We start from the raw sequence: 21,852 nt of genomic DNA, 5'->3' as shown, positions 1-21,852 counted from the left end.
GTAACAATTCCGGTCGTGTGACCGTTCGCCACCAGGGTGGCGGACACAAGCGCGCCTACCGCGTGGCCGCGTACGGCGGCCGGCCCGATCCCAGGTCGCCGCGTCGGTCAGTCGCCGCTGGGTACGGCGGTCGCCACGCCGGGCATGCCGACGGCGAGGTGATCGATCTGGGTCTCGGTCAGCGCGCCCTGGAAGACCCAGATGTCGGAGAGCGAACCGGGGAAGTACTGACCGGAGGTGGTTCCGGTCGTGTCACGGCCGAGCTGCAAGGTCTTGGCGGCCTTGTAGGTCAGTACGTTGTCGTCCCACGAGACGGTGTCGGTGCAGTTCGGGTCGTCCTGGACCCCGTCGTCGTCCGTGTCCGCGCAGGCGGTCTCCTGGAGCTCGCCGTTGACGTAGAGACTGATCTGCTTGGAGAAACCGTCGTAGACGAGCGCCACGTGGTTCCAGTCGGTGGGGCTGTAGAACATGCCGTTGCCGATGTCCGCCACAGCGGCGGAGTCACTGTCGGAGTCGGCCGTGGCGATCCGCCAGCGGCCCGGATCGGTGGCCGGGGTGGCGCTGGGTTCGTAACGCACCGCGAACGCGCTCTTCTTGGCGCCGGGAGCGCTGATCACGGTGACCGGGCTCGTCGGGGTCGCGGCCGTCTGGACGAAGGCGCTGACGGTGAAGCTGGCGCTGGTGTCCACCGGTACCACGGAGGCAGCGGCGTAGTCGTCGGTGCCGTCGAGGGTGACGGCGCCGTCGACCCAACCGGAGCCCGTCTGGGCGCCGTTGTAGAGGGTCATGGCGTTACCGGAGGACGAGGCGTCGGGCGAGGTCGGCGGAGTACCGCCGGCCGTCTCGAACTTCCAGCGTCCCTTGACCACCGCGCGCTGCTTGAACAACTGCTGCACCTCGCCGGCGGACACCGGCCGGTCGTACAGCCGCACGTCGTCGATCTGGCCGGGGAAGAACGAGGTGGGCACGGTCTGGAACGCGCTGGCGCCGATCTGCACGGAGCCGCCGGCGTACCAGGTGGGAGGCAGGGCGACAGAACCCGCCAGCGTCCCGTTGACGTACAGCGACAGCTTGTCGGCCACGGTGTCCTGCACAGCGACCAGATGGGTCCACTCGCCGCCATACGCGGTGGTGCCGTCGGGCTGTACGGCCCTCACCACCGTGGAGTCGGCGGTGTCGGCGCTGTGCTGGTTGAACACCCAGCGGTCGTAGGAGTTGGAGTAGTAGAGCTCCGGCCCCGTCACCGTGGTGCCGGTCTGCGAGAAGACGGTCGCGGCGTGCGTCGGTTTGGTCTTCGACAGCTTCACCCAGGCCGATACGGCGAAGCTGTACGAGGTGTTGATGTGCGGGCCGCTGGTGATGGCGTAGTCGTCGGTCCCGTCCAGGGTGAGCGCGTTGCCGTCGATACCCGCCGCGCCCGTGGTGGCACCGCCCTTGAGGACCGCGGGGTTCACATCGGCCCGGCCGCTCAGAGCGGTGGCGTCGGCGGCGTCGTCCATGTGGAAGTCCGCGCGGGCGGGGCGGCCGACGCTGAGCGCGTTCGAGTTGTAGAGGCTTGAGACGTCGGCCGCCGACAACGGCTTCTCGAAGGTCTTCACCTCGTCGACGGCGCCGGGGAAGTAGCTCGTCGTCGCGCCGTTGAAGTAGCTGGAGCCGATCAGCATGCCGCGCCTGGCGTTCCAGGGCGTGCTGTACGGCGTGGTTCCGGCCAGCGTGCCGTTGACGTACAGCTTGAGCTGCTGCTCACTCGCGGAGTAGACGCCGACCAGATGGGTCCACTCCCCGGCCTTGGCTCCACCCGCGGCGGCCTGCATGGCCCGGACGGGGGTGGCACTGGTGCTGTCGGAGGTGTACTGGTTGAACACCCAGCGGTCGTACCCCTTGGAGTAGTACAACTCGAAGCCGGGTGCGTTGTTGCCTCGTTGGGAGGCCACGACGGCCGCTCCGGACGGCATGGCGGACAGCTTCGCCCAGGCGGACACGGAGAAGCTGATGTCGGTGTTGATGGTGGCGGTGTCGGTGGCGGCGTAGTCGTCGATGCCGTCGAACTGCACGGCCTTGCCGACCTTGCCGTCCACGTTCGGCGTCGGGCCGCCGTGCAGGGTCGCGTTCTGTTCGGGCGCGCTGCCCGCAGCCTGGGTGGCGCCGGCCGCCTCGTCCATGGACCAGTCGGCTCGTTCGGGCTGCCCCGCCTTGACCCGGAACTGGTAGGTGCGGATCTCGGAGCCGTTCCCGGCGGCGTCGAAGGACCGCGCCGTGAAGGTGTTGAGGCCCGGCTTCACCGGCAGCACCGGGATGGTCCTGGCCGCGCCGCCCGAGGTGGTGACCGTGTTGGTGGACACCGGGTCGCCGTTGATGCCGTACCAGTACTTGGTCACATCGGAAACGGCACCGGTGATCACGAAGTCGCCGTACTGGCCTATGCCGTCGTACCAGGGGTCGTCGGGGTCCTCGGGGTTCGAGGCCGGGTAGACGGCGGAGGAGATGGTCGGCGCCTTCGGCACGCTGGTGTCGTACACGAAGTAGCAGGCGGTCGGGTCGCCCGTGTACGACCACGGTGAGTACTGGGCGCCGTCGTAGGAATGGACGTACCAGTTCACCGACTTGTTGGCGGGGATGGAGGACGGCAAGCCGATCGCGAAGTCCGAACCGGACTTCTTCGTGGTCGTCGGACCGGACTTCCAGCGGGTGACCACACCCTTGCCGTCACCGGTGTCCCAACTCGCCCGGAACTCCACGGAGACGGAGTCCCCGTCGGGATCGGTGACATCGTTCGCGTAGATCTTGCCCAGCGTCCGCACCCGAGCAGCGCTCGAGGGGCCCTTGCACGATCCGCCGTACTCCATGGTCAGCTGCGACATCTTGACCTGCGGCGGCGGACGGTTGTACTGCACCCTGAGGTAGGCGTCGTCCGAGAACCGCTTCCAGCCGTACCCGTCGGACTCGCTCGCCGCCCTCATGCCGAAGGTCATCGTCGACCACTTCTTGTCCGCCGCCTGCTGCACGGCGGACTTCACGTCGAACTCCGCGTCCTTCGCGGCACAGTCCGTGAATCCGTAGGCGAAGGACTGCGTCCTGAGCTGATCGATCCAGAACCCGTCGGCGTTCTGCGAGTTCCACGTCGTCGACGAGGAGATGTCCTTGGTGCGCCACAGCTCCACACTCCGTGCCGAGCAGGAGGCCGACCACGTGTTGCGGACCACGAACTCCGCCTGAAGCACGGTCCGGCCGGCGAACTTCGAGGTCGGGATGCGGTAGAAGAGCCGCTTGGTGTCGTACGGCGCGCAGTACGACCAGTTGCAGTACCCGAGGCCCGCGTCCGAATCGCCGTTGAACTTCCACTGCGGCGACGACGCCCAGTACTTGGAGGCCATCGTCCATGCCGAGGCCTTCGGGGAGTACCACTGGGGGTCGATGAACACGGGGTACACCGTGCTCTTGCCCTTGAGTACGTCCTGGTCCGGCGTCAGCACCAGCGCGTCCTGCGCGGCGGGAACCTTCACCGCGACCGGCGCCACGTTCCCTGACTCGGCGGCCACGGCCTCGGAACCGTCCGACCCGGCCTCGGAGGCGGTGGACTTGGTCGAGCCGGCGTCGGTACCGGGAGCCGCGGCCACCGAGCCCCGCGACGCCTTCGGCGAAGACGTTCCGGCGAGCCCGGTGGCGGACGGCGACGGGGTCGCGGTGCCGGGTGCCTGGGTGCTGGAGTCCCACATCACGGGGCGGGGGGCCTCGAAGACCGCGCTCCCGGCACCCGGGTCGATCGCCGCCAGGCCGCCGTCACCGGTCTTCTCGACCCGCATACCGCCGGCGTCCAGCTTCAGCCGTAACTCGCTCAGTTCCGTATTCGCCGCGGCTTCGGCCGACTTGACGACCAAGAGCTGAGAGAAGCCGTCCTGCTGCGCCGTCATCCGCAGATCGACGTCGGGCAGCACATCCGGATAGGTGACGGTGTTTCCCGCCAGCTTCGGGGAGGGCAGGTCCTGGGGCCAGGACAGCGCCAGTTCACGGCCGTCCTTCGTCATCCTCACCAGGGGGGCCGAACCTCCGCCGGAGAAGGTCAGACCGACGGTCGTGGCCTTGGGGACCACCGTTCCGTTCGTTTCGCGGGTCACAGTGGTGTCGATGTCCCGCCACTCGCCGTCCACCCGGGTCCGCACCGGCCGCAGATGTTCGCGGGCCTCCAAGTGCCCCTCCGGAGTGGCGTACACCTCACTGCTCTCACCACGCTGTGAGGTGATCTCCACGGGCTTGCCCGTGCGCGCCGCCTCGGCCAGCGCCCTGGCGTCATCACCGCCGTCGTCCCCGGCGGCCGCGGCCGCCCCGCCCTTGTCGGCGGCTGAGCCGGCCTTCGCCGCGTCGGCGGCCGAAGTGTCGGCGCTCTCGCCGGCCGCTGCCATGGCTCCGTTGGATGCGCTCGCTGCCAGTACTAAGGCAGCGGAGAGCACGACGCCGACTGTGCGCAGCCGGCGTCTCCCCCCGTAGATATTCATATGAATTACTCCCCTGCCAAGCCGCATTGGGCCGGCACTGGACACGTTTGATCAAGCGATCAGGTCGCAAGATACGGGCCCCCTCATTCGTTAACCAGGGATTCACAGGCGGATAAAGCCCGCAAGATCGGCCAACCAAGCGAAACCGGGAAGTGAGACACTTCACGTTTGCTTTACGAATTCATCATGGTTCGACACGGGCGTCCAAATTGTCATGTACGCCTCGTGTTGGCCTCGAAAACCTCGCCAAGTACCAAGTGGGGGCAGGTGGTCGCCTTGCTCCACCACGCGGTCTCACGCCGCGTCCGGCCTCCGTGACGAGCACCCACGCCGCGTGCGCCCCGGTCCCTGCCGGGAAGCACCCGTACCTGAGGCTGACCCCTACGGGCCCGTACGACTGGAGGCTGACGCGGATCCACCTCCGTGGGCTGACGACCCCTGTGGTCTGCGCCACTACGGTCGAACCGTGACTGTGATCGCGACCGAAAGCCTGAGCAAGCGGTACCCCCGGGTGACCGCGCTTGACCGGCTCTCCGTGGACGTCGGGCCCGGTGTGACCGGACTCGTCGGAGCCAATGGAGCCGGCAAGTCCACACTGATCAAGATCCTGCTGGGTCTGTCCCCCGCCACCGAGGGCCGCGCACACGTGCTCGGTCTCGACGTCGCCACCGAAGGCGCCGCCATCCGCGAGCGGGTCGGGTACATGCCCGAGCACGACTGCCTGCCGCCCGACGTCTCGGCCACCGAGTTCGTCGTCCACATGGCGCGGATGTCCGGACTGCCGCCGGCCGCGGCCCGCGAGCGCACCGCGGACACCCTGCGCCACGTCGGTCTGTACGAGGAGCGCTACCGCCCCATCGGCGGCTACTCCACGGGCATGAAGCAGCGCGTCAAACTCGCGCAGGCCCTCGTCCACGACCCCCGGCTCGTCTTCCTGGACGAGCCGACCAACGGCCTGGACCCGGTCGGCCGCGACGACATGCTCGGACTGATCCGCCGCATCCACACGGACTTCGGCATCTCGGTCCTGGTCACCTCGCACCTCCTGGGCGAACTGGAGCGCACCTGCGACCACGTCGTGGTCGTCGACGGCGGCAAGCTCCTGCGCTCCAGCTCCACCACGGACTTCACCAAGACCACGACGACCCTCGCCATCGAGGTCACCGACAGCGACGAGCACCCGAACGGCACGAGCGCCGTGCGCGACGTGCTCCACGCGCGCGGGATCGAGACCCACGACGGCGGCGGACTGCCGGGCGCCGGACACATCCTGCTGCTCACCACCGAGAGCGAGGACACCTACGACCTTGTCCGCGACGTCGTCGCCGACCTCGGCCTCGGGCTGGTCCGCATGGAACAGCGCAGACACCACATCGCCGAGGTCTTCACCGACAGCGACGACCAGCGGAAGGAGGCGGTCGGCCATGGCGGTTGAGCACCCCCTCACCCAGCCGGGTGAGCAGACCCGTATCCACAACATCGGCTACCGCAACTACGACGGCCCGCGCCTCGGCCGCGCCTACGCCCGCCGCTCCCTGTACTCGCAGTCCCTGCGCGGCGCCTACGGACTCGGGCGCTCGGTCAAGTCCAAGGTCCTGCCGATGCTGCTCTTCGTGGTCATGTGCGTCCCCGCACTGATCATGGTGGCCGTCGCCGTCGCCACCAAGGCGAAGGACCTGCCCGTCGACTACACGCGCTACGCGGTGATCATGCAGGCGGTCATCGGCCTGTACGTCGCCTCGCAGGGCCCCCAGGCGGTCTCCCGGGACCTGCGCTTCAAGACCATCCCGCTGTACTTCTCGCGCCCCATAGAGACCGCCGACTACGTGCGCGCCAAGTACGCGGCCCTGGCCTCGGCGCTGTTCATCCTCACGGCCGCCCCGCTGGTCGTCCTCTACGTGGGCGCGCTGCTGGCGAAGCTCGACTTCGCCGACCAGAGCGAGGGCTTCGGACAGGGACTGCTCTCCGTGGCCCTGCTGTCCGTGCTCTTCGCCGGCATCGCCCTGGTCATCTCGGCGATCACCCCGCGCCGCGGCTTCGGCATCGCGGCCGTCATCGCCGCCCTGACCATCTCCTACGGAGCCGTCTCCACCGTCCAGGCCATCGCCTTCGAGCGGTCCAGCAGCGGGGCCGTCCCCTGGATCGGGCTCTTCTCGCCCATCACGCTCATCGACGGAGTCCAGACGGCCTTCCTGGGCGCCTCCTCCGCCTTCCCCGGCGAGGTGGGCCCCTCGTCGGCGCAGGGCGTCGTCTACCTCGTCGTCGTCCTCGGTCTCATCGCGGGCTGCTACGGCCTCCTGATGCGCCGCTACCGAAAGGCCGGGCTGTGACCACGCTCAGCATCGACCACGTCTCGCGCTGGTTCGGCAACGTGGTGGCGGTCAACGACATCACGATGACCATCGGCCCCGGCGTCACCGGCCTGCTCGGCCCGAACGGCGCCGGGAAGTCCACCCTCATCAACATGATGGGCGGCTTCCTCGCCCCCTCCACGGGCACCGTCACCCTCGACGGCAAGCCGACCTGGCGCAACGAGGACATCTACCGCCACATCGGCATCGTCCCCGAGCGCGAGGCGATGTACGACTTCCTCACCGGACGCGAGTTCGTCCTCGCCAACGCCGAACTGCACGGCCTCGGCCCGAAGGCCGCCGACCGCGCGCTGGCCACCGTCGAGATGCAGTACGCGCAGGACCGCAAGATCTCCACGTACTCCAAGGGCATGCGCCAGCGCGTGAAGATGGCGTCCGCGCTGGTCCACGACCCCTCGCTGCTGCTCCTTGACGAACCGTTCAACGGCATGGACCCGCGCCAGCGCATGCAGCTCATGGACCTGCTGCGCCGCATGGGCGACGAGGGCCGCACCGTGCTGTTCTCGTCCCACATCCTCGAAGAGGTGGAGCAGCTCGCCGCCCACATCGAGGTGATCGTCGCCGGACGGCACGCGGCGAGCGGCGACTTCCGGCGCATCCGCCGGCTGATGACCGACCGCCCGCACCGCTATCTGATCCGCTCCAGCGACGACCGGGCACTGGCGGCCGCCCTCATCGCCGACCCGTCGACCTCGGGCATCGAGGTCGACCTCGCCGAAGGCGCGTTGCGCATCCAGGCCGTCGACTTCGGCCGGTTCACCACTCTGTTGCCGAAGGTCGCGCGCGAGCACGGCATCCGGCTGCTGACGGTGTCGCCGTCCGACGAGTCGCTGGAATCCGTCTTCTCGTATCTCGTCGCGGCGTAGGAGGCCCAAGATGTACGACCCCACAGTCGCCCGGCTCACCTACCGGGGCCTGCTCGGCCGCCGGCGGGCCCTCATCCTCGGCGTCCTGCCCGTCCTGCTCATCGTGATCTCCCTGGCCGTCCGGAGTTTCTCCGGAGCCGACGACCAGGTGGCCTCGGACCTGCTCGGCGGGTTCGCCCTCGCCACCATGGTGCCGATCATCGGCGTCATCGCCGGCACGGGCGCGATCGGACCCGAGATCGACGACGGCTCGGTGGTGTACCTGCTGGCCAAGCCCCTGAAGCGACCCACGATCATCTTCACCAAGCTGATCGTCGCGATCGCCGTCACCATGGCCTTCTCGGCGGTGCCGACCTTCATCGCGGGCATGATCCTCAACGGCAACGGCCAGCAGATCGCCGTCGCCTACACGGTGGCCGCCCTGGTCGCCTCGATCGCCTACGCCGCGATGTTCCTGCTCCTCGGGACCGTGACCCGGCACGCGGTGGTCTTCGGGCTCGTCTACGCGCTCGTCTGGGAGGCCCTGTTCGGGTCCCTGGTGTCCGGCGCGCGCACCCTCAGCGTCCAGCAGTGGGCGCTCGCCGTGGGGCACAAGGTGACCGGCGGCGACATCGTCACCTCGGACGTCAGCCTGCCGACCGCGACGGTCCTGCTGATCGTGGTCACCGTCCTCGCCACCTGGTACGCCGGACAGCGGCTGCGGTCGCTGACCCTGGCCGGCGAGGAGTGAACGAGGGCTCCCCGCGCGCGGTGTCCGGCACGGGCACACGCGCGGGGAGCCCACTTTCTCCTTGACAGCGGCTTCACCCCGGTCCCGGCACACTGGGCCGAACGGGGACGTACGGCCGGGAGGAACGGGGATGACGACCGAGGAACCGGGAAGGGAACCGGCGGGGGAGCCGTGGGACGACCTCGTGCTCGACGAGGACTTCGTACGGGCCGCCGAGACGACCGAACCGTCGGCCCGCGCGCGCATGCTCGCCGCCCGCTGGCGCGAGGCGGGCCCCGATCCACAGCCCTGGCGCTCCGACGAGCCGCCCGCCGGCTGGTTCTTCAGCAAGGGGCGTCGGCGCAGATGGCGCCGCAAGTGAGCCACCGGGACCGCGCCCTTTAATCAGTGGCGCCCAAATCGGTGTACGGGCACAGTGGTTGCTGCACGCCGCCGCGTCGAGTCGGCGCCACACACGGGGAGAGGAGCGCGACGATGTTCATCAGGAGCAGTTCGTCGAGCTCCCGACAGGGCAGCCCGCGGCAGGTTCCGGAGTAGTCACTACCTCCGTCGAACCCGCTCCGCAGGGGGAGTTGCCCGGGGCGGCCGCTTCGAGCGCGCGTCACGCGCGGGCCGCCCACCCGGAGGATTGGCCGAGTGGAAAGGCACCGGCTTGCTAAGCCGTGGTCGGGGGTGAAGCCCCGCGCGCGTTCGATCCGCGCATCCTCCGCACAACCGGGAAGCACGGGGCACAACCGCGTCGGCGGTCGTGCCCCGGTGTGTCCGGCCGACGCTACGAACGCGTCAGCAACCGCTCCAGCACGACCGCGATCCCGTCCTCCTCGTTCGAGGACGTCACCTCGTCCGCGATCGCCTTGAGATCGTCGTGGGCGTTGGCCATGGCCACCCCGTGGGCCGCCCAGGCGAACATCGGGAGGTCGTTCGGCATGTCGCCGAAGGCGATGGTGTCCGCGGCCTTGATGCCCAGGCGCCGGGCCGCCAGGGACAGCCCTGTCGCCTTGGAGAGGCCGAGCGGAAGCAGCTCCACCACACCCGGGCCCGCCATCGTGACACCGACGAGTCCGCCCGCGACCTTCACGGCCACGGCCGCGAGCTCGTCGTCGGTGAGCGCCGGATGCTGGACGTACACCTTGTTCAGAGGCGCCGACCACAGGTCCGCCGCGTCCTTGATCGGGACGACCGGCAGCGCGCCCTCCAGCCGGCGGTAGCCGGGGCCGACCAGCACCTCGCCGTCCAGCCCGTCGCGGCTCGCGGCCAGCAGCAGGGGGCCGACCTCCGCCTCGATCTTGGCGAGCGCGAGCCCGGCGAGCTGCCGGTCCAGCGTCACGGACGTGAGCAGGCGGTGTTCTCCCGCGTGGTAGACCTGCGCGCCCTGACCGCAGACCGCGAGACCCTGATAGCCGAGCGCGTCGAGGATGTGCCGTGTCCAGGGAACCGCCCGCCCGGTGACCACGATGTGGGCGGCGCCCTGCTCGGTCACGGCGGCGAGCGCGTCACGCGTGCGCGGCGACACCGTCTCGTCGGAACGCAGCAGCGTCCCGTCGAGATCGGTCGCGACGAGCTTGTACGGGAACGCCCCGGACCCGGTGGCCCCGGACGCTCCCGTCGAACCGGTGGTGCTGGTCACTTGGAGATCGGCTCCAGAGCCTCACGGCCGCCCAGGTAGGGACGCAGCAGCTCGGGCACCCGCACCGAACCGTCGGCGAGCTGGTGGTTCTCCAGGATCGCCACGATGGTGCGCGGGACGGCGCAGAGCGTGCCGTTCAGCGTGGCGAGCGGCTGGACCTTCTTGCCGTCGCGCATACGGACCGACAGACGGCGGGCCTGGAAACCATCGCAGTTCGAGGCCGAGGTCAGCTCGCGGTACTTGCCCTGGGTCGGGATCCACGCCTCGCAGTCGAACTTGCGGGAGGCCGAGGACCCCAGGTCGCCGCTGGCCACGTCGATCACCTGGAAGGGCAGTTCGAGGCCGGTCAGCCACTGCTTCTCCCACTCCAGGAGCCGCTGGTGCTCGTTCTCGGCGTCCTCGGGAGCCACGTACGAGAACATCTCGACCTTGTCGAACTGGTGCACGCGGAAGATGCCGCGGGTGTCCTTGCCGTACGTGCCGGCCTCGCGGCGGAAGCACGGCGAGAAACCGGCGTAGCGCATCGGCAGCTTGTCCGCGTCGAGGATCTCGTCCATGTGGTACGCGGCGAGGGGGACCTCGGAGGTGCCGACCAGGTAGTAGTCGTCCTTCTCCAGGTGGTACACGTTCTCCGCGGCCTGGCCGAGGAAGCCGGTGCCCTCCATGGCGCGCGGGCGGACCAGGGCCGGGGTCAGCATCGGAGTGAAGCCGGCCTCGGTGGCCTGCGCGATCGCCGCGTTGACGAGGGCGAGCTCCAGGAGCGCGCCGACACCGGTCAGGTAGTAGAAGCGGGAGCCGGACACCTTGGCGCCGCGCTCGACGTCGATGGCGCCGAGCGCCTCGCCGAGTTCCAGGTGGTCCTTGGGCTCGAAGCCCTCGGCGGCGAAGTCGCGGATGGTCCCGTGCGTCTCCAGGACGACGAAGTCCTCCTCGCCGCCGACCGGGACGTCCGGGTGCACCACGTTGCCGAGCTGGAGGAGGAGCCGCTTGGCCGCCTCGTCCGCCTCGTTCTGCTCGGCCTCGGCGGCCTTGACGTCGGTCTTGAGCTGCTCGGCCTTCTTCAGCAGCTCGGCGCGCTCGTCCGGGGTGGCCTTGGGGATCAGCTTGCCGAGCGACTTCTGCTCGGAACGCAGCTCGTCGAAGCGGACGCCGGACGACCTGCGCCGCTCGTCGGCGGAGAGGAGGGAGTCGACGAGCGCGACATCCTCTCCACGGGCGCGCTGGGAGGCGCGAACACGGTCGGGGTCCTCACGGAGCAGGCGAAGGTCAATCACCCCTCAAGGCTACCGGTGCGGATCTCCGGCCAACGACCCGATATTCCAGAGCGTGACGGCTGTCACGGTATGAGTGAAATGCCGGATCGAATCCCTTGATCACCGAACGACGTCAAGGAAAAGGGGCCTACTCCCTGAAACGGGGCAGACGGCGCTTCAGCGGTTGACTGGATTTCCTTGCGGGGGGCGGGACTTGCTGTGTGGGTTGTCCACAGGGGTAGGCCCATGATGAGAGTTATCCACAGGGTGTGTGGATGATCTGTGGATGTCGGAATTGATCATTCCGATACCCCTTCGGCCGCCGTGGAATTCCCGGTTCAAACCCTCTGTACAGCCACTTTCGGGTGTAAATGATTCGCCCCATCGGGTTGATCAATGGAAAAGGGTAGACGAAGAGGGACGTGCGGGGGTGTGGACGGACTTGGGTCGAGTAGCCGATTTGTCGACCATGTAGTGCTTCGTTGTCGACTTGTCCCCAGGTCGAGAAGCATGCCTGTGGATAACTCTGTGGATGACGAAAATCGGCAGGCGGGACCTGGGGGAAACGCTCGGACGGGCGTGGACCCGCCGCTCAGAACCGGCCGTCGGCGCAGCGCGCCAGCCAGTCCGAGGCCGAGGAGAACGCGTCGTCCGACGTCCCCAGCCGCAGCGGGCGTACGTCCTCCAAGGCGACGCCGGCGCGCGGATAGGAACCGAGGAAGCGCACCTGGGGACAAATCCGCTTGAGGCCCATCAATGCCTCGCCCACCCGGCGGTCGGTGATGTGTCCCTCGGCGTCCACCGAGAAGCAGTAATTGCCGATGCCCTGGCCGGTCGGGCGCGATTCGATCCGCATCAGGTTGACGCCGCGCACGGCGAATTCCTGGAGCAGTTCGAGCAGCGCTCCGGGGTGGTCGTCGCCGAGCCAGATGACCACGGACGTCTTGTCGGCGCCGGTCGGCGCGGCGGGCCTGGCCGGGCGGCCGACGAGCACGAAGCGGGTCTCGGCGTTCGCCGCGTCGTGGATCTCGGTCACCAGTGGTTCGAGGCCGTATGTGGCCGCGGCGAACTCGCCCGCGAAGGCCGCGTCGAACCGGCCCTCCTGGACCAGCCGGGCGCCGTCCGCGTTCGAGGCCGCCGACTCCCAGACGGCGTCCGGCAGATGCGCGGCCAGCCAGTTGCGCACCTGCGGCTGGGCGACCGGGTGTCCGGTGACCGTCTTGACGTCCTTCAGCGCCGTGCCGGGCCTGACCAGCAGGGCGAAGGCGATCGGCAGCACGACCTCGCGGTAGATCATCAGCGGGTCGCCCTTGGCGAGCTCGTCCAGGGTGGCGGTGACACCGCCCTCGACGGAGTTCTCGATCGGGACGAGCGCGCCCGCGGCCTGGCCGCCGCGTACCGCGTCGAGCGCGGCCGGGACGGACACCATGGGGACCAGCTCCCGTGTCGCGGCCTCGGGAAGCGTGCGAAGGGCGGCCTCGGTGAACGTACCCTCGGGGCCGAGATAGGTGTAGCGCGTCGCCGACATACCGTCACCCTAATGGGCCTCGCCCGGCGCGTCCGCCGCCCGCGATCCCCCGGAAGCGGGCCCGGTACGGAGACCGGTACCGCGGTACGGAACCCGGTACGGAGCGTCATCCCTCCAGCAGGCGCTGCCCCACGTACTCGCCTTCCGCCGCCCCGCCCGGCACCGCGAAGAGGCCGCTCGACTCGTGGCGGATGTACGTCGAGAGCGCGTCACCCCGGTCGAGTTTGCGCTGGACGGGGACGAACCCGCGCACCGGATCGGCCTGCCAGCACACGAAGAGCAGACCGGCGTCGGGCGTGCCGTCGGCGTCGATGCCGTCGTGGAAGGAGAACGGGCGGCGCAGCATCGCGGCGCCGCCGTTCTGGTCGGGCCGGGTGATGCGGGCGTGCGCGTTGACCGGCACGACCAGGTTGCCGTCGGCGTCGGTCTTGTCCAGGTCCATCGCGGTGATCTCGGTGCCGCCGCTCAACGGCGCGCCGGTGGACTTCCTCCGCCCGATGACGTCCTCCTGGGCCTTGCCCGAGAGCTTCTCCCAGTCGTCGAGCAGCATGCGGATGCGGCGGACGACGGCGTAGGAGCCGTTCGCCATCCACTCCGGGGTGCCGGAGGCGGGGACGAAGACGCGTCCGTCGAAGTCGGGCTCGGCGGGCTTCGGGTTGCGGGTGCCGTCGATCTGGCCCATCAGGTTGCGGGCGGTCATCGGTTCGGCGGTGGCGCCCGGCGAACGGTTGAAGCCGTTCATCTGCCAGCGCACCCGCGCCGCGGCGCCCGCGTCCTTCTGGATCGCGCGCAGGGCGTGGAAAGCGACGAGGGCGTCGTTCGCCCCGATCTGCACCCACAGGTCGCCGTCGCTGCGCGCCTTGTCGAGGTGGTCCGAGGAGAAGTCGGGCAGGGGGTCCAGGGCGACCGGGCGCTGCTTCTCCAGGCCCGTACGGGCGAAGAAGCTGTGACCGAAGCCGAAGGTGACGGTGAGCGAGGACGGGCCGGCGTCCCGCGCGATGCCGGTGTCCTCGTCGGCCGCGGCCTCGCCCGCCATGAGCCGCTGAGCCGTCACCGACCAGCGGCGCAGCAGGGCGGCGGCCTCCCTGCGGCCCGCGCCGGCCGTCAGGTCGAAGGCGACGAGGTGGCCGCGTGCCTGGAGAGCGGCGGTGATGCCCGGCTGATGTTTCCCGTGAAACATTGCCATGTCCGCGCCGACGGAGGTCAACGGGACGGTTTTCGCGGGGGAGGGTGCCGCCGCGTATCCCACGGCCGCGCCCGCCGCTCCGAGGGTGAGCCCGGTGGCGCCGGCGGTGCCGAGCAGCCGGCGCCGTGACATGACCCCCTGCGGGGCATCGCCCGGCGAGTCGGTGCCGGGGGACGCCCCGGAGGACGCTTCGGAGGACGGGGCCGTTCGGGCGGAGCGGGCGGAGGTCCCGGGGGTGGACTGGTCAGCCATGGTCAGGTTCAGCCGATCTGCGCGTTCTTGTTCACGGTGGCCTGGTCGATGTCGGAGGTGCGCACGGTCACCGCGATCTTCCAGTCGCCCGCCAGGGGGATCTGCACGGCGCTCGCCGCCCAGTGCCCCGTGGCGACCCGGTCGGGGGTCACGGGCAGCGGGCCGATGTTCTTCGCCGTGAGGGTGAAGGCGACCTTCACCTCGGGGACGTCGAAGGCCTTGCCGTTCGGCCGGAGCACGAAGACGTGCATCTGGTTGCCGCCGACGCGGGCGGGGTCGAAGGTGACCTCCACCGTGCCCTTGCCGTCCTCGCCGCCCGTGTCGAAGGGCATCTTCAGGGACAGCGGTCCGGAGCGCTGCGCGGCGGACGCGGTGGCCTGGCGGGCCGCCTCCGCCGTGCGTCCGGGCTCGGTGGCCGTCAGCGCGGTCGTGACGGCGAGCAGGACGACCGCGACCCCGGCCTCGGCGAGCACCGAGCGCCGCAGACCCGAGCGCTGTGGGTCGGCGTCGCGGACCCGCTTGTCGCGCGTGGAGTCCACGGCGGCCTGCTGCCGGGCGAGCTGGGCGGCGCGCCGGGATTCCGTCTCGGCGGGGACGGTGGCGGGCGTCCTCAGCTCGGTGCGCTGCTCCACGACGACGGCGGCTGCCTCGGGAGCGGTGGCCTCGGCGAGCTGGGCCGTCCAGCGCCGCGAGATCCACGCGATGCCCACGAGAACGGCCACCAGGCCGACTTTGACGAGCAGCAGTTGTCCGTACGACGTGTCGGTGAGCGCCGACCAGGAGCCGAGCTGTCGCCACGACTGGTAGATCCCGGTGGCGACCAGGAGGAGGACGGCGCCGAACGCGAGGCGGGAGAACCGGCGGACGGCCGCGGCCTCGACGGGTGCCTGCGCGGGAGCCCGGAACAGGGCCACCACGAGCGTCGCCAGACCGCCGAGCCAGGCGGCGACGGACAGCAGGTGCAGGACGTCGACGGGCATCGCGATGCCCGGCTGGACGCCGGTCGAGGCGTGCTCGGCCATGGCCCAGGTCGCGGCGAGGCCCGCGGCGACGACCGTGCCGCCGACGGCGAGCCCGAAGGTGAGGTCGCTCTTCTCCGCGGCCAGGTGTTCGGCCTCGGCGGTCGTGTCTCCGGCGCCGGTGGCACCGGCGGCCTCGACGGTGTCCGTGGCACCGGCGTCCGTTCCCTCGGCCGGTTCCGCATCGCCGCCGTTCTCGTCGGCCGCGCGCTCGTCCTCGTCGCGTCGGGCGTAGGCGCCGAACAGCACCGCGATGAACAGCGCCGCGGCCGCGAGCAGGAGCAGCCTCGACATCAGCGCCGCGCCCGACTTGGTCTGCAGCACCTCGCCGAGCAGGTTCAGGTCGAAGATGTCGCCGGCCTTGCCGGACCCGACGTAGGAGCCGCGCAGGAGGAGCAGGGCGAGGGTGGAGGCGGTGAGCGTGAGCCATCCGCCGACCACGAGCCGCTGTACCGGCCGGATGCCCGACCCGCGCTGCCAGCAGGCCAGTACGAAGGCGGCTCCGCCGACGAGCAGGATGAAACCGGCGTACGACAGGTAGCGCGCGGCTCCGTAGAGGAAGCCCACGAGGCCGCCGCCCACCGCCTGGCCGGACAGCGCGACGGAGGTCTGCGAGGGGGCGCCGACGGAGAAGGTGAAGGCGCCCGAGACGGGGTGGCTGTCCGCCGACACCACTTGGTAGGTGACGGTGTACGTGCCGTCGGGCAGCCCCGGCCGGACCTTCAGGCCGTAGGTGTCGCCGCCCAGGCCGCTCGCGCCGCCGGTGTCGACCCGCTTGCCCTTGGGGTCGAGCACCTGGAGCGAGCCGTCGTTCAGCGAGACCTGTTCGGAGAAGGTGAGCGAGACCTGGGCGGGTGCCTTGTCGACCACCGATCCCTGCGTCGGGTTGGTTCCGGTCAGCGCGGCGTGCGCGGAGGCGGGCGCGGCGCCCGCCAGGAGCGCTCCGGTGACGGCGAAGAACAGCAGCAGGAGGGTCCTGAAGCGGGGGGCGATGGTCGGTGTCACGGTGATGCCTCCCTCAGCGTCCGGTCTTCGGGTTGTAGGTCGCGGGCTTCACCGGCATCGAGATCCTGACCGTGCCGGACTTGGCGAAGTGCAGTTCCACGGACACCTTCTCGCCCTGTCCGGGCTTGTGGGTGAGCTTTGCGAACATGAGGTGGTTGCCGCCGCTGGCGAGGTCCAGGGTGCCTTCGGCGGGTATGGCGAACGACTTCTTCTCCTCCATCGCGCCGTCCACGGTCGCGTGCATCGTCACGTCGTCCGAGAGGTTGCTGGTGACCGAGGTGAGGGTGTCGGCGCCACCGGAGTTGGTGACGGTGAAGAAGCCCGCCGCCATGGTGTCCATGCTCGGGGCGGGCATGTAGGCGCCGGTGACCTCGAGTTCGGGAGCGGCGGAGGACGACGAGGAGCCGTCGGAGCCGCAGCCCGCGAGTGTCCCGGCGGCCAGGACGAGGGAGCAGACGGCGAGGAGTCCCGCGCGGCGGCCCGTACGGCGGCTCACGGGGTCTTCCCCTCGGCGATCTCGGGCAGGTCCTTGGTGTAGTCGTCGACGGTGGCACCCTCGCCGTACAGCACGTAGCCCGCGTCGGTCTTCGGCGAGAAGGCGATGACCTGGGTGCCGTGCACCGAGACGGTCTTGCCGTTCTTGTCCTTGCTCGTCGGCTCGATGGTGATGCCGAGGCGGCGGGCACCGGCCTGGATCGTGGAGAAGTCGCCGGTGAGGCCGATGAAGTCGGGGTCGATGCCCTTGAGCCAGGTGCCGAGCGCGGCGGGTGTGTCGCGGGCCGGGTCGGTGGTGACGAACACGACGCGCAGCTTGTCCTGTTCGGCCTTCGGGAGGTCCTTCTTGGCGACGGCGAGGTTGTTCATCGTCAGGGGGCAGACGTCGGGGCAGTGGGTGTAGCCGAAGTAGATCAGCGTGGGCCGGCCCTTGGTCTCCGCGCGCAGGTCGTACTTCTTGCCGGTCGTGTCGGTGAGCACGAGGTCCGGCTTCTCGAACGGGTTGTCGAGGACCGTCGCGGCCTTGGTGGCACCGGCCTCGGCGGACACGGCGGCGACCGGCTCGGCGCCGTCACTGCCGCAGGCGGAGAGGGTCAGAGCGGCGGCGGCGAACAGGGCGGCCGTCGCGTACGTCTTCTTGCGCATAGAAAAATGTCCCAGATGTGAGCGCTCCGGTGGGCACCGGGGGTCGGACGGGGCCGAAGGCCAGGCCGAACGGGGTCGAAGGACCGGTCCGGACCGGCCGAAGGACCGGTCCGGAGAGCCGCGTCCGCGACCCTCCGGTGCCCACCGGGAGCGTGTGTGTCTCAGTGCCTCAGATGCGTGCGGGCACCTCAGACGTCGGTACGCCGCCGGCCGGCCAGAACGCCGTACGCCACGCCCGCCAGGCCGACGAGGATGCCCACGACGCCGAGTACGCGCGCGGTGGTGTCGCTGCTGTCACCGGCGGAGGCGGCCTCGTCGGTGTGCTCGGCGGTCTCCTCCGTGTGGGAGGCGTCCTCGGCGGCGGCACCCCCGTGGTGTCCGCCCTCGGTCGCGGCGCTGAGCGCGAGGGCCGGGGCCGGGTGCTCGGGCTCCTCCGCACCCTCCTTCTGCGGCTCGATCCAGCGCACGACCTCCTTGTCGGAGTACGTCTGGATGGCCTTGAAGACGAGTTCGTCGGTGTCCTCGGGCAGCGCGCCGATGGAGAGCGGGAACTTCTGGAAGAAGCCCGGCTCGATTCCCTTGCCGTCGGCGGTCCAGGTGACCTTGGTGACGGCCTCGCTGATCTTCTCGCCGTGCGCGGTGACCGGCTTGTCCAGCTTGGACTTGGTGACCTTCACGGTCCAGCCGTCGAGGGGCTGGGGCATGACCGAGGCCAGCGGGTGGTCGGCCGGGAGGTTCACCTCGACCTGGGTGGTCGAGGCGTTGTCGCGCTCGTTGGGCACCTTGAAGTTCACGACGGTGTAGCCGCCCTTGGCGGCCGCGCCCTCGGGCTGCACGCTGACGTGCGCGAACGCCGGGGCGGACAGGGCGAGAACGGCCGTGGCGGCGACGGTGCCGGCGGCGGCGAGACGAGAAGCCTTCATGTGAGGAGACACTCCACTTTCAGTCCGGTGACGAAGGGGACGCGCGAGCGCCTCGGTGTCCCGTGGAAGGGGCGGAAGGACGCCCGGGGGAGACCCGGCGGGCACGCGCGCGTGCGGCACGACCGCGTCCCCTTCGAGAAGGCCCGTGAAGTCCCGTCGGGCCGGTGGAGTCGAGGACTCCGGGGACCGGGGGAATTCCGTGGATTTCCGTGAAGCGGCGCGTCGTGTCAGGCGACGAGGGCGAGCGCGGAGGCGGGCGGGCCGCGCCGGACTACGGTGTGCTGAAGGGCGGTCGTCCGTGGAGTGAGGGGCGCGACCAGCGCGGTGCACGGCGTGCGCGCGATCTCGGGCGCCCCGGGAAGTCCCGTACGCAGGGCGCGTACGAGGGTGAGAGCGGCGCGCAGGGAACGTACGAGCGCCGCTTCCGTGACTCCCTGGGCCGACAGGCGCATGAGCCGCAGGAGGGCCAGGTCGCCGTGGCGCAGCACCCATCCGGCGGCGAGGGCCGCGAGCACGTGGCCGAGCAGCATCGGCAGGGAGGGCAGCACCGGCATCGAGGTGCCCGCGGCGGTGGGCAGGGCGTCCGCGGCATGGCTCATGGACGACGTCATGCCCGTCATCCCGGTCGTGCCCGTGTCGATCCGCGCGTCGGCGAGGATCTTCATGGCCTGCGCGGGGCTGATCGCCGCCGCGGCCGTGCCGCACACCAGGCGGGCTGCCCGCTCGACGAGTGTGGCGTCGGACATCGGCATCCCCGGCGCCATCGCGCCCATGGACGACCCGCCGGACGCCGTGCCGCTCCCGAGGCCCAGTCCGAAGAGGGTGTGCAGCACCGTCTGGCCGAGCGCGAGGAGCGCCACGATGCCCGGCAGTGTCCGTTCCCGGCCCGCCAGCGTCCCGGCGACCGCGAAGACCGCGAGGAAGCCGGCGCCCAGCGTCCACAGGGGGACGGTGGTGCAGGAGGCGATTCCGTGACCGGCCGCGGCCAGCACGACGCAGACCGCGGCGAACACCGCGGCCCTCAGGGTCCGGAGGCCTGCTCCGGAACGCGCCGAACGCTGGTGGGGGGCAGTCATGGCGCGCTCATCATCGCACTGGGCCCCGACGCCTGGTACGGCAGGTCCGATTGACGGCTTGTGACCGGTCCGTCCTCCGTGCGGCGGACGCCCGAAGGGCCACTGTCCGGCCGAAGATCACGCGTGCATACACCGTCGACTCATGTGAGCGCGTCGGCCGTATGGGCGGCATCACGTCGCGTATGCGATTGCGCACGGGTCGTTGCGGCAATACGTAACGGTATGTCGAGCCGCGGCCGGGAGGCTGGAGCATGAGCATCTGGTGGTCACTCCATTTGCGGCGCGAGGCTGCGAGTGTTCCGCTCGCCAGACGCCTGTTGCTCGGCACGATGGAGAGCGCGGGCGTGGACCCGGACATCTCGTACGACCTCTCCGTCGCTCTCACCGAGGCCTGCGCCAACGCCGTCGAGCACGGCGGCGACGACGTCCGGGGCCCCTCCTGCGGGGCGTACCGCGTGACGGCCTATCTCGACGGTGACCAGTGCCGGATCGAAGTCGCCGACTTCGGCCCCGGTTTTCCGGCCGGCAACGCCCGCGCCGTACTCCGCAAGGCCGGCGAGGACGCGGAGCACGGCCGGGGGCTGTGCCTGATCCGCGAGCTCGCCGACCACGTCCACATCGGCAACAGGCCGGGACGCGGCGGCGCGGTGGTGAGCTTCGACAAGATCCTCAAGTGGAGGACGGTCCCCTCACTGCTGCCGGCCTGACCCGCCGGACGACGCCGGCCTCCGGGAGTTGGCCCGGACAGGTCAACGGCCCCTCCGGGAGCCGTCCCGGGCAGGCCGATGGCCGGGAGCCTCGGAAGGCGCCCGGCCATCGGTTGCGTGTCCGCCCTCGCGGGCACGGTGTCAGCCCTTGAGGGACGCCATCCAGGCCTCGACCTCGTCGGAGTGGCGCGGCAGGCCGGCCGACAGGTTCCGGTTGCCGTCCTCGGTGACGAGGAGGTCGTCCTCGATCCGGACGCCGATGCCGCGGTACTCCTCCGGCACGGTCAGGTCGTCCGCCTGGAAGTACAGGCCCGGCTCGACGGTCAGGCACATGCCCGGCTCCAGCGTGCCCTCGACGTACGTCTCGGTGCGCGCGGCGGCGCAGTCGTGGACGTCCATGCCGAGCATGTGGCCGGTGCCGTGCAGGGTCCAGCGGCGCTGGAGACCGAGCTCCAGGACACGCTCGACAGGACCTTCGAGGAGCCCCCACTCGACGAGCCGCTCGGCCAGCACGTGCTGCGCGGCGTCGTGGAAGTCGCGGTACTTGGCACCCGGCTGGACGGCCGCGATACCGGCCTCCTGGGCGTCGTACACGGCGTCGTAGATCTTCTTCTGGATCTCCGAGTAGGTGCCGTCGACCGGGAGCGTGCGGGTGACGTCGGCGGTGTAGAGGGTGTGGGTCTCCACGCCCGCGTCCAGCAGCAGCAGGTCGCCGGAGCGGACCGGGCCGTCGTTGCGCACCCAGTGCAGCGTGCAGGCGTGCGGACCGGAGGCGCAGATCGAGCCGTAGCCGATGTCGTTGCCCTCGACCCGCGCGCGCAGGAAGAACGTGCCCTCGATGAAGCGCTCGCTGGTGGCCTCGGCCTTGTCCAGGACCTTCACGACGTCCTCGAAGCCGCGCACGGTGGAGTCGACGGCCTTCTGCAGCTCGCCGGCCTCGAACGCGTCCTTGACGAGCCGTGCCTCGGACAGGAAGACGCGCAGTTCGACGTCGTGCTCGCGGGTGACCTTGTCGGTCAGCGCGGCCTCGATGGCGGCGTCGTAGCCGCGCACGACGCGGACCGGACCGGTGGCCTCGGTCAGCGCGGCCGGCAGTTCGCGGACGTCCGAGGCGGGGATGCCGTAGAGCTGCTCGGCCTCGGCCAGGGAGTGGCGGCGGCCGACCCACAGCTCACCCTGCCCGGACAGCCAGAACTCGCCGTTCTCACGGTTGGAGCGCGGCAGCAGGTAGATCGTCGCCTTGTGGCCCCCGGCGGCGGGCTCCAGCACGAGGACGCCGTCCTCGGTGAGGTTGCCGGTGAGGTACGCGTACTCGACCGAGGCACGGAAGGGGTACTCCGTGTCGTTCGAGCGGGTCTTCAGGTTGCCCGCGGGGATCACCAGGCGCTCGCCCGGGAAGCGCGCGGACAGCGCGGCACGGCGGGCCGCGGTGTACTCGGCCTGGGCGATGGGCGTGAGGTCCCGCAGCTCGGTGTCGGCCCAGCCGGACTTCATGCTGTCGGCGAGCTCGTCGGACACGCCCGGGTACAGGCCGTTCTTGCGCTGCTTGATGGGCTCTTCCTCGCCCGCTTCGTCAGCGGCTTCGTCGAGCACGGCTTCCGGGGTCTCCGGGGTGAGCGCCTCCGACACGGTCTGCCTCCTTCATACGACTTTGGACCTCCCCATCGTACGGTCG

The 21,852-nt window shown here is 70.3% G+C and carries 17 protein-coding genes and 1 tRNA gene; 7 read left to right on the top strand and 11 right to left on the bottom strand.

The window, feature by feature from the left end:
- Positions 1 to 107: 107 nt before the first annotated feature.
- Positions 108 to 4,400 (bottom strand): LamG-like jellyroll fold domain-containing protein, encoded by a 4,293-nt coding sequence (locus tag ACWEBX_RS24965; RefSeq protein ID WP_451887049.1) that lies wholly within the window; start codon positions 4,398 to 4,400, stop codon positions 108 to 110.
- Positions 4,401 to 4,965: 565 nt separating this feature from the next.
- Between ACWEBX_RS24965 and ACWEBX_RS24960 the strand changes: the two genes are divergently transcribed.
- From ACWEBX_RS24960 to ACWEBX_RS24935, 6 genes are all read left to right on the top strand, one after another.
- Positions 4,966 to 5,928, top strand: coding sequence for an ABC transporter ATP-binding protein (locus ACWEBX_RS24960; RefSeq protein WP_451887051.1), 963 nt, complete (start codon positions 4,966 to 4,968; stop codon positions 5,926 to 5,928).
- Complete coding sequence (locus ACWEBX_RS24955; protein ID WP_451887048.1) at positions 5,918 to 6,823, top strand: ABC transporter permease; 906 nt, start codon at positions 5,918 to 5,920, stop codon at positions 6,821 to 6,823. Before ACWEBX_RS24960 ends, ACWEBX_RS24955 begins: the two co-directional genes overlap by 11 nt.
- Entirely contained in the window at positions 6,820 to 7,731 is a 912-nt protein-coding gene (locus tag ACWEBX_RS24950) for an ABC transporter ATP-binding protein (RefSeq protein ID WP_451887047.1), read from the top strand. Before ACWEBX_RS24955 ends, ACWEBX_RS24950 begins: the two co-directional genes overlap by 4 nt.
- Before the next feature lie 10 nt (positions 7,732 to 7,741).
- Positions 7,742 to 8,461: an ABC transporter permease gene (locus ACWEBX_RS24945; RefSeq protein WP_351869496.1), complete on the top strand. Its 720-nt coding sequence runs from the start codon at positions 7,742 to 7,744 to the stop codon at positions 8,459 to 8,461.
- A 130-nt stretch (positions 8,462 to 8,591) separates the two neighbouring features.
- A complete protein-coding gene (locus ACWEBX_RS24940; protein ID WP_451887046.1) occupies positions 8,592 to 8,822 on the top strand; it encodes an SGM_3592 family protein in 231 nt (76 codons plus the stop codon).
- A gap of 261 nt (positions 8,823 to 9,083) precedes the next feature.
- Positions 9,084 to 9,170: transfer RNA gene (locus ACWEBX_RS24935), tRNA-Ser, on the top strand.
- A 63-nt stretch (positions 9,171 to 9,233) separates the two neighbouring features.
- Here the strand turns inward: ACWEBX_RS24935 and ACWEBX_RS24930 are convergent.
- The 9 genes from ACWEBX_RS24930 to ACWEBX_RS24890 form a co-directional block, all read right to left on the bottom strand.
- Positions 9,234 to 10,088, bottom strand: coding sequence for an HAD family hydrolase (locus ACWEBX_RS24930; RefSeq protein WP_451887045.1), 855 nt, complete (start codon positions 10,086 to 10,088; stop codon positions 9,234 to 9,236).
- A complete protein-coding gene (gene serS, locus ACWEBX_RS24925) occupies positions 10,085 to 11,362 on the bottom strand; it encodes a serine--tRNA ligase (protein WP_451887044.1) in 1,278 nt (425 codons plus the stop codon). Before serS ends, ACWEBX_RS24930 begins: the two co-directional genes overlap by 4 nt.
- 571 nt (positions 11,363 to 11,933) lie before the next feature.
- Complete coding sequence (gene pheA, locus ACWEBX_RS24920) at positions 11,934 to 12,869, bottom strand: prephenate dehydratase (protein WP_451887043.1); 936 nt, start codon at positions 12,867 to 12,869, stop codon at positions 11,934 to 11,936.
- A gap of 106 nt (positions 12,870 to 12,975) precedes the next feature.
- A complete protein-coding gene (gene efeB, locus ACWEBX_RS24915) occupies positions 12,976 to 14,307 on the bottom strand; it encodes an iron uptake transporter deferrochelatase/peroxidase subunit (protein ID WP_451887042.1) in 1,332 nt (443 codons plus the stop codon).
- Between the two features lie 8 nt (positions 14,308 to 14,315).
- On the bottom strand, positions 14,316 to 16,331 hold the full coding sequence (locus ACWEBX_RS24910; protein ID WP_451887041.1) for a copper resistance CopC/CopD family protein: 2,016 nt from the start codon (positions 16,329 to 16,331) through the stop codon (positions 14,316 to 14,318).
- Positions 16,332 to 16,344: 13 nt separating this feature from the next.
- Positions 16,345 to 16,827, bottom strand: a complete 483-nt coding sequence (locus ACWEBX_RS24905; protein ID WP_451887040.1) for a copper chaperone PCu(A)C — start codon at positions 16,825 to 16,827, stop codon at positions 16,345 to 16,347.
- Positions 16,824 to 17,471 (bottom strand): SCO family protein, encoded by a 648-nt coding sequence (locus ACWEBX_RS24900; protein ID WP_451887039.1) that lies wholly within the window; start codon positions 17,469 to 17,471, stop codon positions 16,824 to 16,826. Before ACWEBX_RS24900 ends, ACWEBX_RS24905 begins: the two co-directional genes overlap by 4 nt.
- A gap of 188 nt (positions 17,472 to 17,659) precedes the next feature.
- A complete protein-coding gene (locus ACWEBX_RS24895; protein ID WP_451887038.1) occupies positions 17,660 to 18,394 on the bottom strand; it encodes a YcnI family copper-binding membrane protein in 735 nt (244 codons plus the stop codon).
- Positions 18,395 to 18,621: 227 nt separating this feature from the next.
- On the bottom strand, positions 18,622 to 19,470 hold the full coding sequence (locus tag ACWEBX_RS24890) for a hypothetical protein (RefSeq protein ID WP_451887037.1): 849 nt from the start codon (positions 19,468 to 19,470) through the stop codon (positions 18,622 to 18,624).
- A gap of 251 nt (positions 19,471 to 19,721) precedes the next feature.
- On the opposite strand from ACWEBX_RS24890, the gene ACWEBX_RS24885 reads away from it, so the two are divergent.
- The gene (locus ACWEBX_RS24885; protein WP_451887036.1) at positions 19,722 to 20,177 is read left to right on the top strand and encodes an ATP-binding protein; all 456 of its coding nucleotides are present in this window, start codon (positions 19,722 to 19,724) and stop codon (positions 20,175 to 20,177) included.
- A 141-nt stretch (positions 20,178 to 20,318) separates the two neighbouring features.
- Here ACWEBX_RS24885 and ACWEBX_RS24880 read toward each other — a convergent pair whose 3' ends face one another.
- A complete protein-coding gene (locus ACWEBX_RS24880) occupies positions 20,319 to 21,806 on the bottom strand; it encodes an aminopeptidase P family protein (protein ID WP_451887035.1) in 1,488 nt (495 codons plus the stop codon).
- Between the last annotated feature and the right edge of the window lie 46 nt (positions 21,807 to 21,852).

Source organism: Streptomyces sp. NPDC005070, assembly GCF_053600395.1.
The sequence above is the reverse complement of the archived record's forward strand: the minus strand, read 5'-3'. Positions and strand labels throughout refer to the sequence as shown.

Excerpts from the sequence above, each read along its gene's own strand:
- ACWEBX_RS24955 (WP_451887048.1), top strand. The coding sequence starts at position 5,918 with ATGGCGGTTGAGCACCCCCTCACCCAGCCGGGTGAGCAGACCCGTATC.
- pheA (WP_451887043.1), bottom strand. The coding sequence starts at position 12,869 with ATGTCGGCGACGCGCTACACCTATCTCGGCCCCGAGGGTACGTTCACC.
- ACWEBX_RS24965 (WP_451887049.1), bottom strand. The coding sequence starts at position 4,400 with ATGGCAGCGGCCGGCGAGAGCGCCGACACTTCGGCCGCCGACGCGGCG.
- efeB (WP_451887042.1), bottom strand. The coding sequence starts at position 14,307 with ATGGCTGACCAGTCCACCCCCGGGACCTCCGCCCGCTCCGCCCGAACG.
- ACWEBX_RS24885 (WP_451887036.1), top strand. The coding sequence starts at position 19,722 with ATGAGCATCTGGTGGTCACTCCATTTGCGGCGCGAGGCTGCGAGTGTT.
- ACWEBX_RS24900 (WP_451887039.1), bottom strand. The coding sequence starts at position 17,471 with ATGCGCAAGAAGACGTACGCGACGGCCGCCCTGTTCGCCGCCGCCGCT.
- ACWEBX_RS24945 (WP_351869496.1), top strand. The coding sequence starts at position 7,742 with ATGTACGACCCCACAGTCGCCCGGCTCACCTACCGGGGCCTGCTCGGC.
- ACWEBX_RS24940 (WP_451887046.1), top strand. The coding sequence starts at position 8,592 with ATGACGACCGAGGAACCGGGAAGGGAACCGGCGGGGGAGCCGTGGGAC.
- ACWEBX_RS24890 (WP_451887037.1), bottom strand. The coding sequence starts at position 19,470 with ATGACTGCCCCCCACCAGCGTTCGGCGCGTTCCGGAGCAGGCCTCCGG.
- ACWEBX_RS24895 (WP_451887038.1), bottom strand. The coding sequence starts at position 18,394 with ATGAAGGCTTCTCGTCTCGCCGCCGCCGGCACCGTCGCCGCCACGGCC.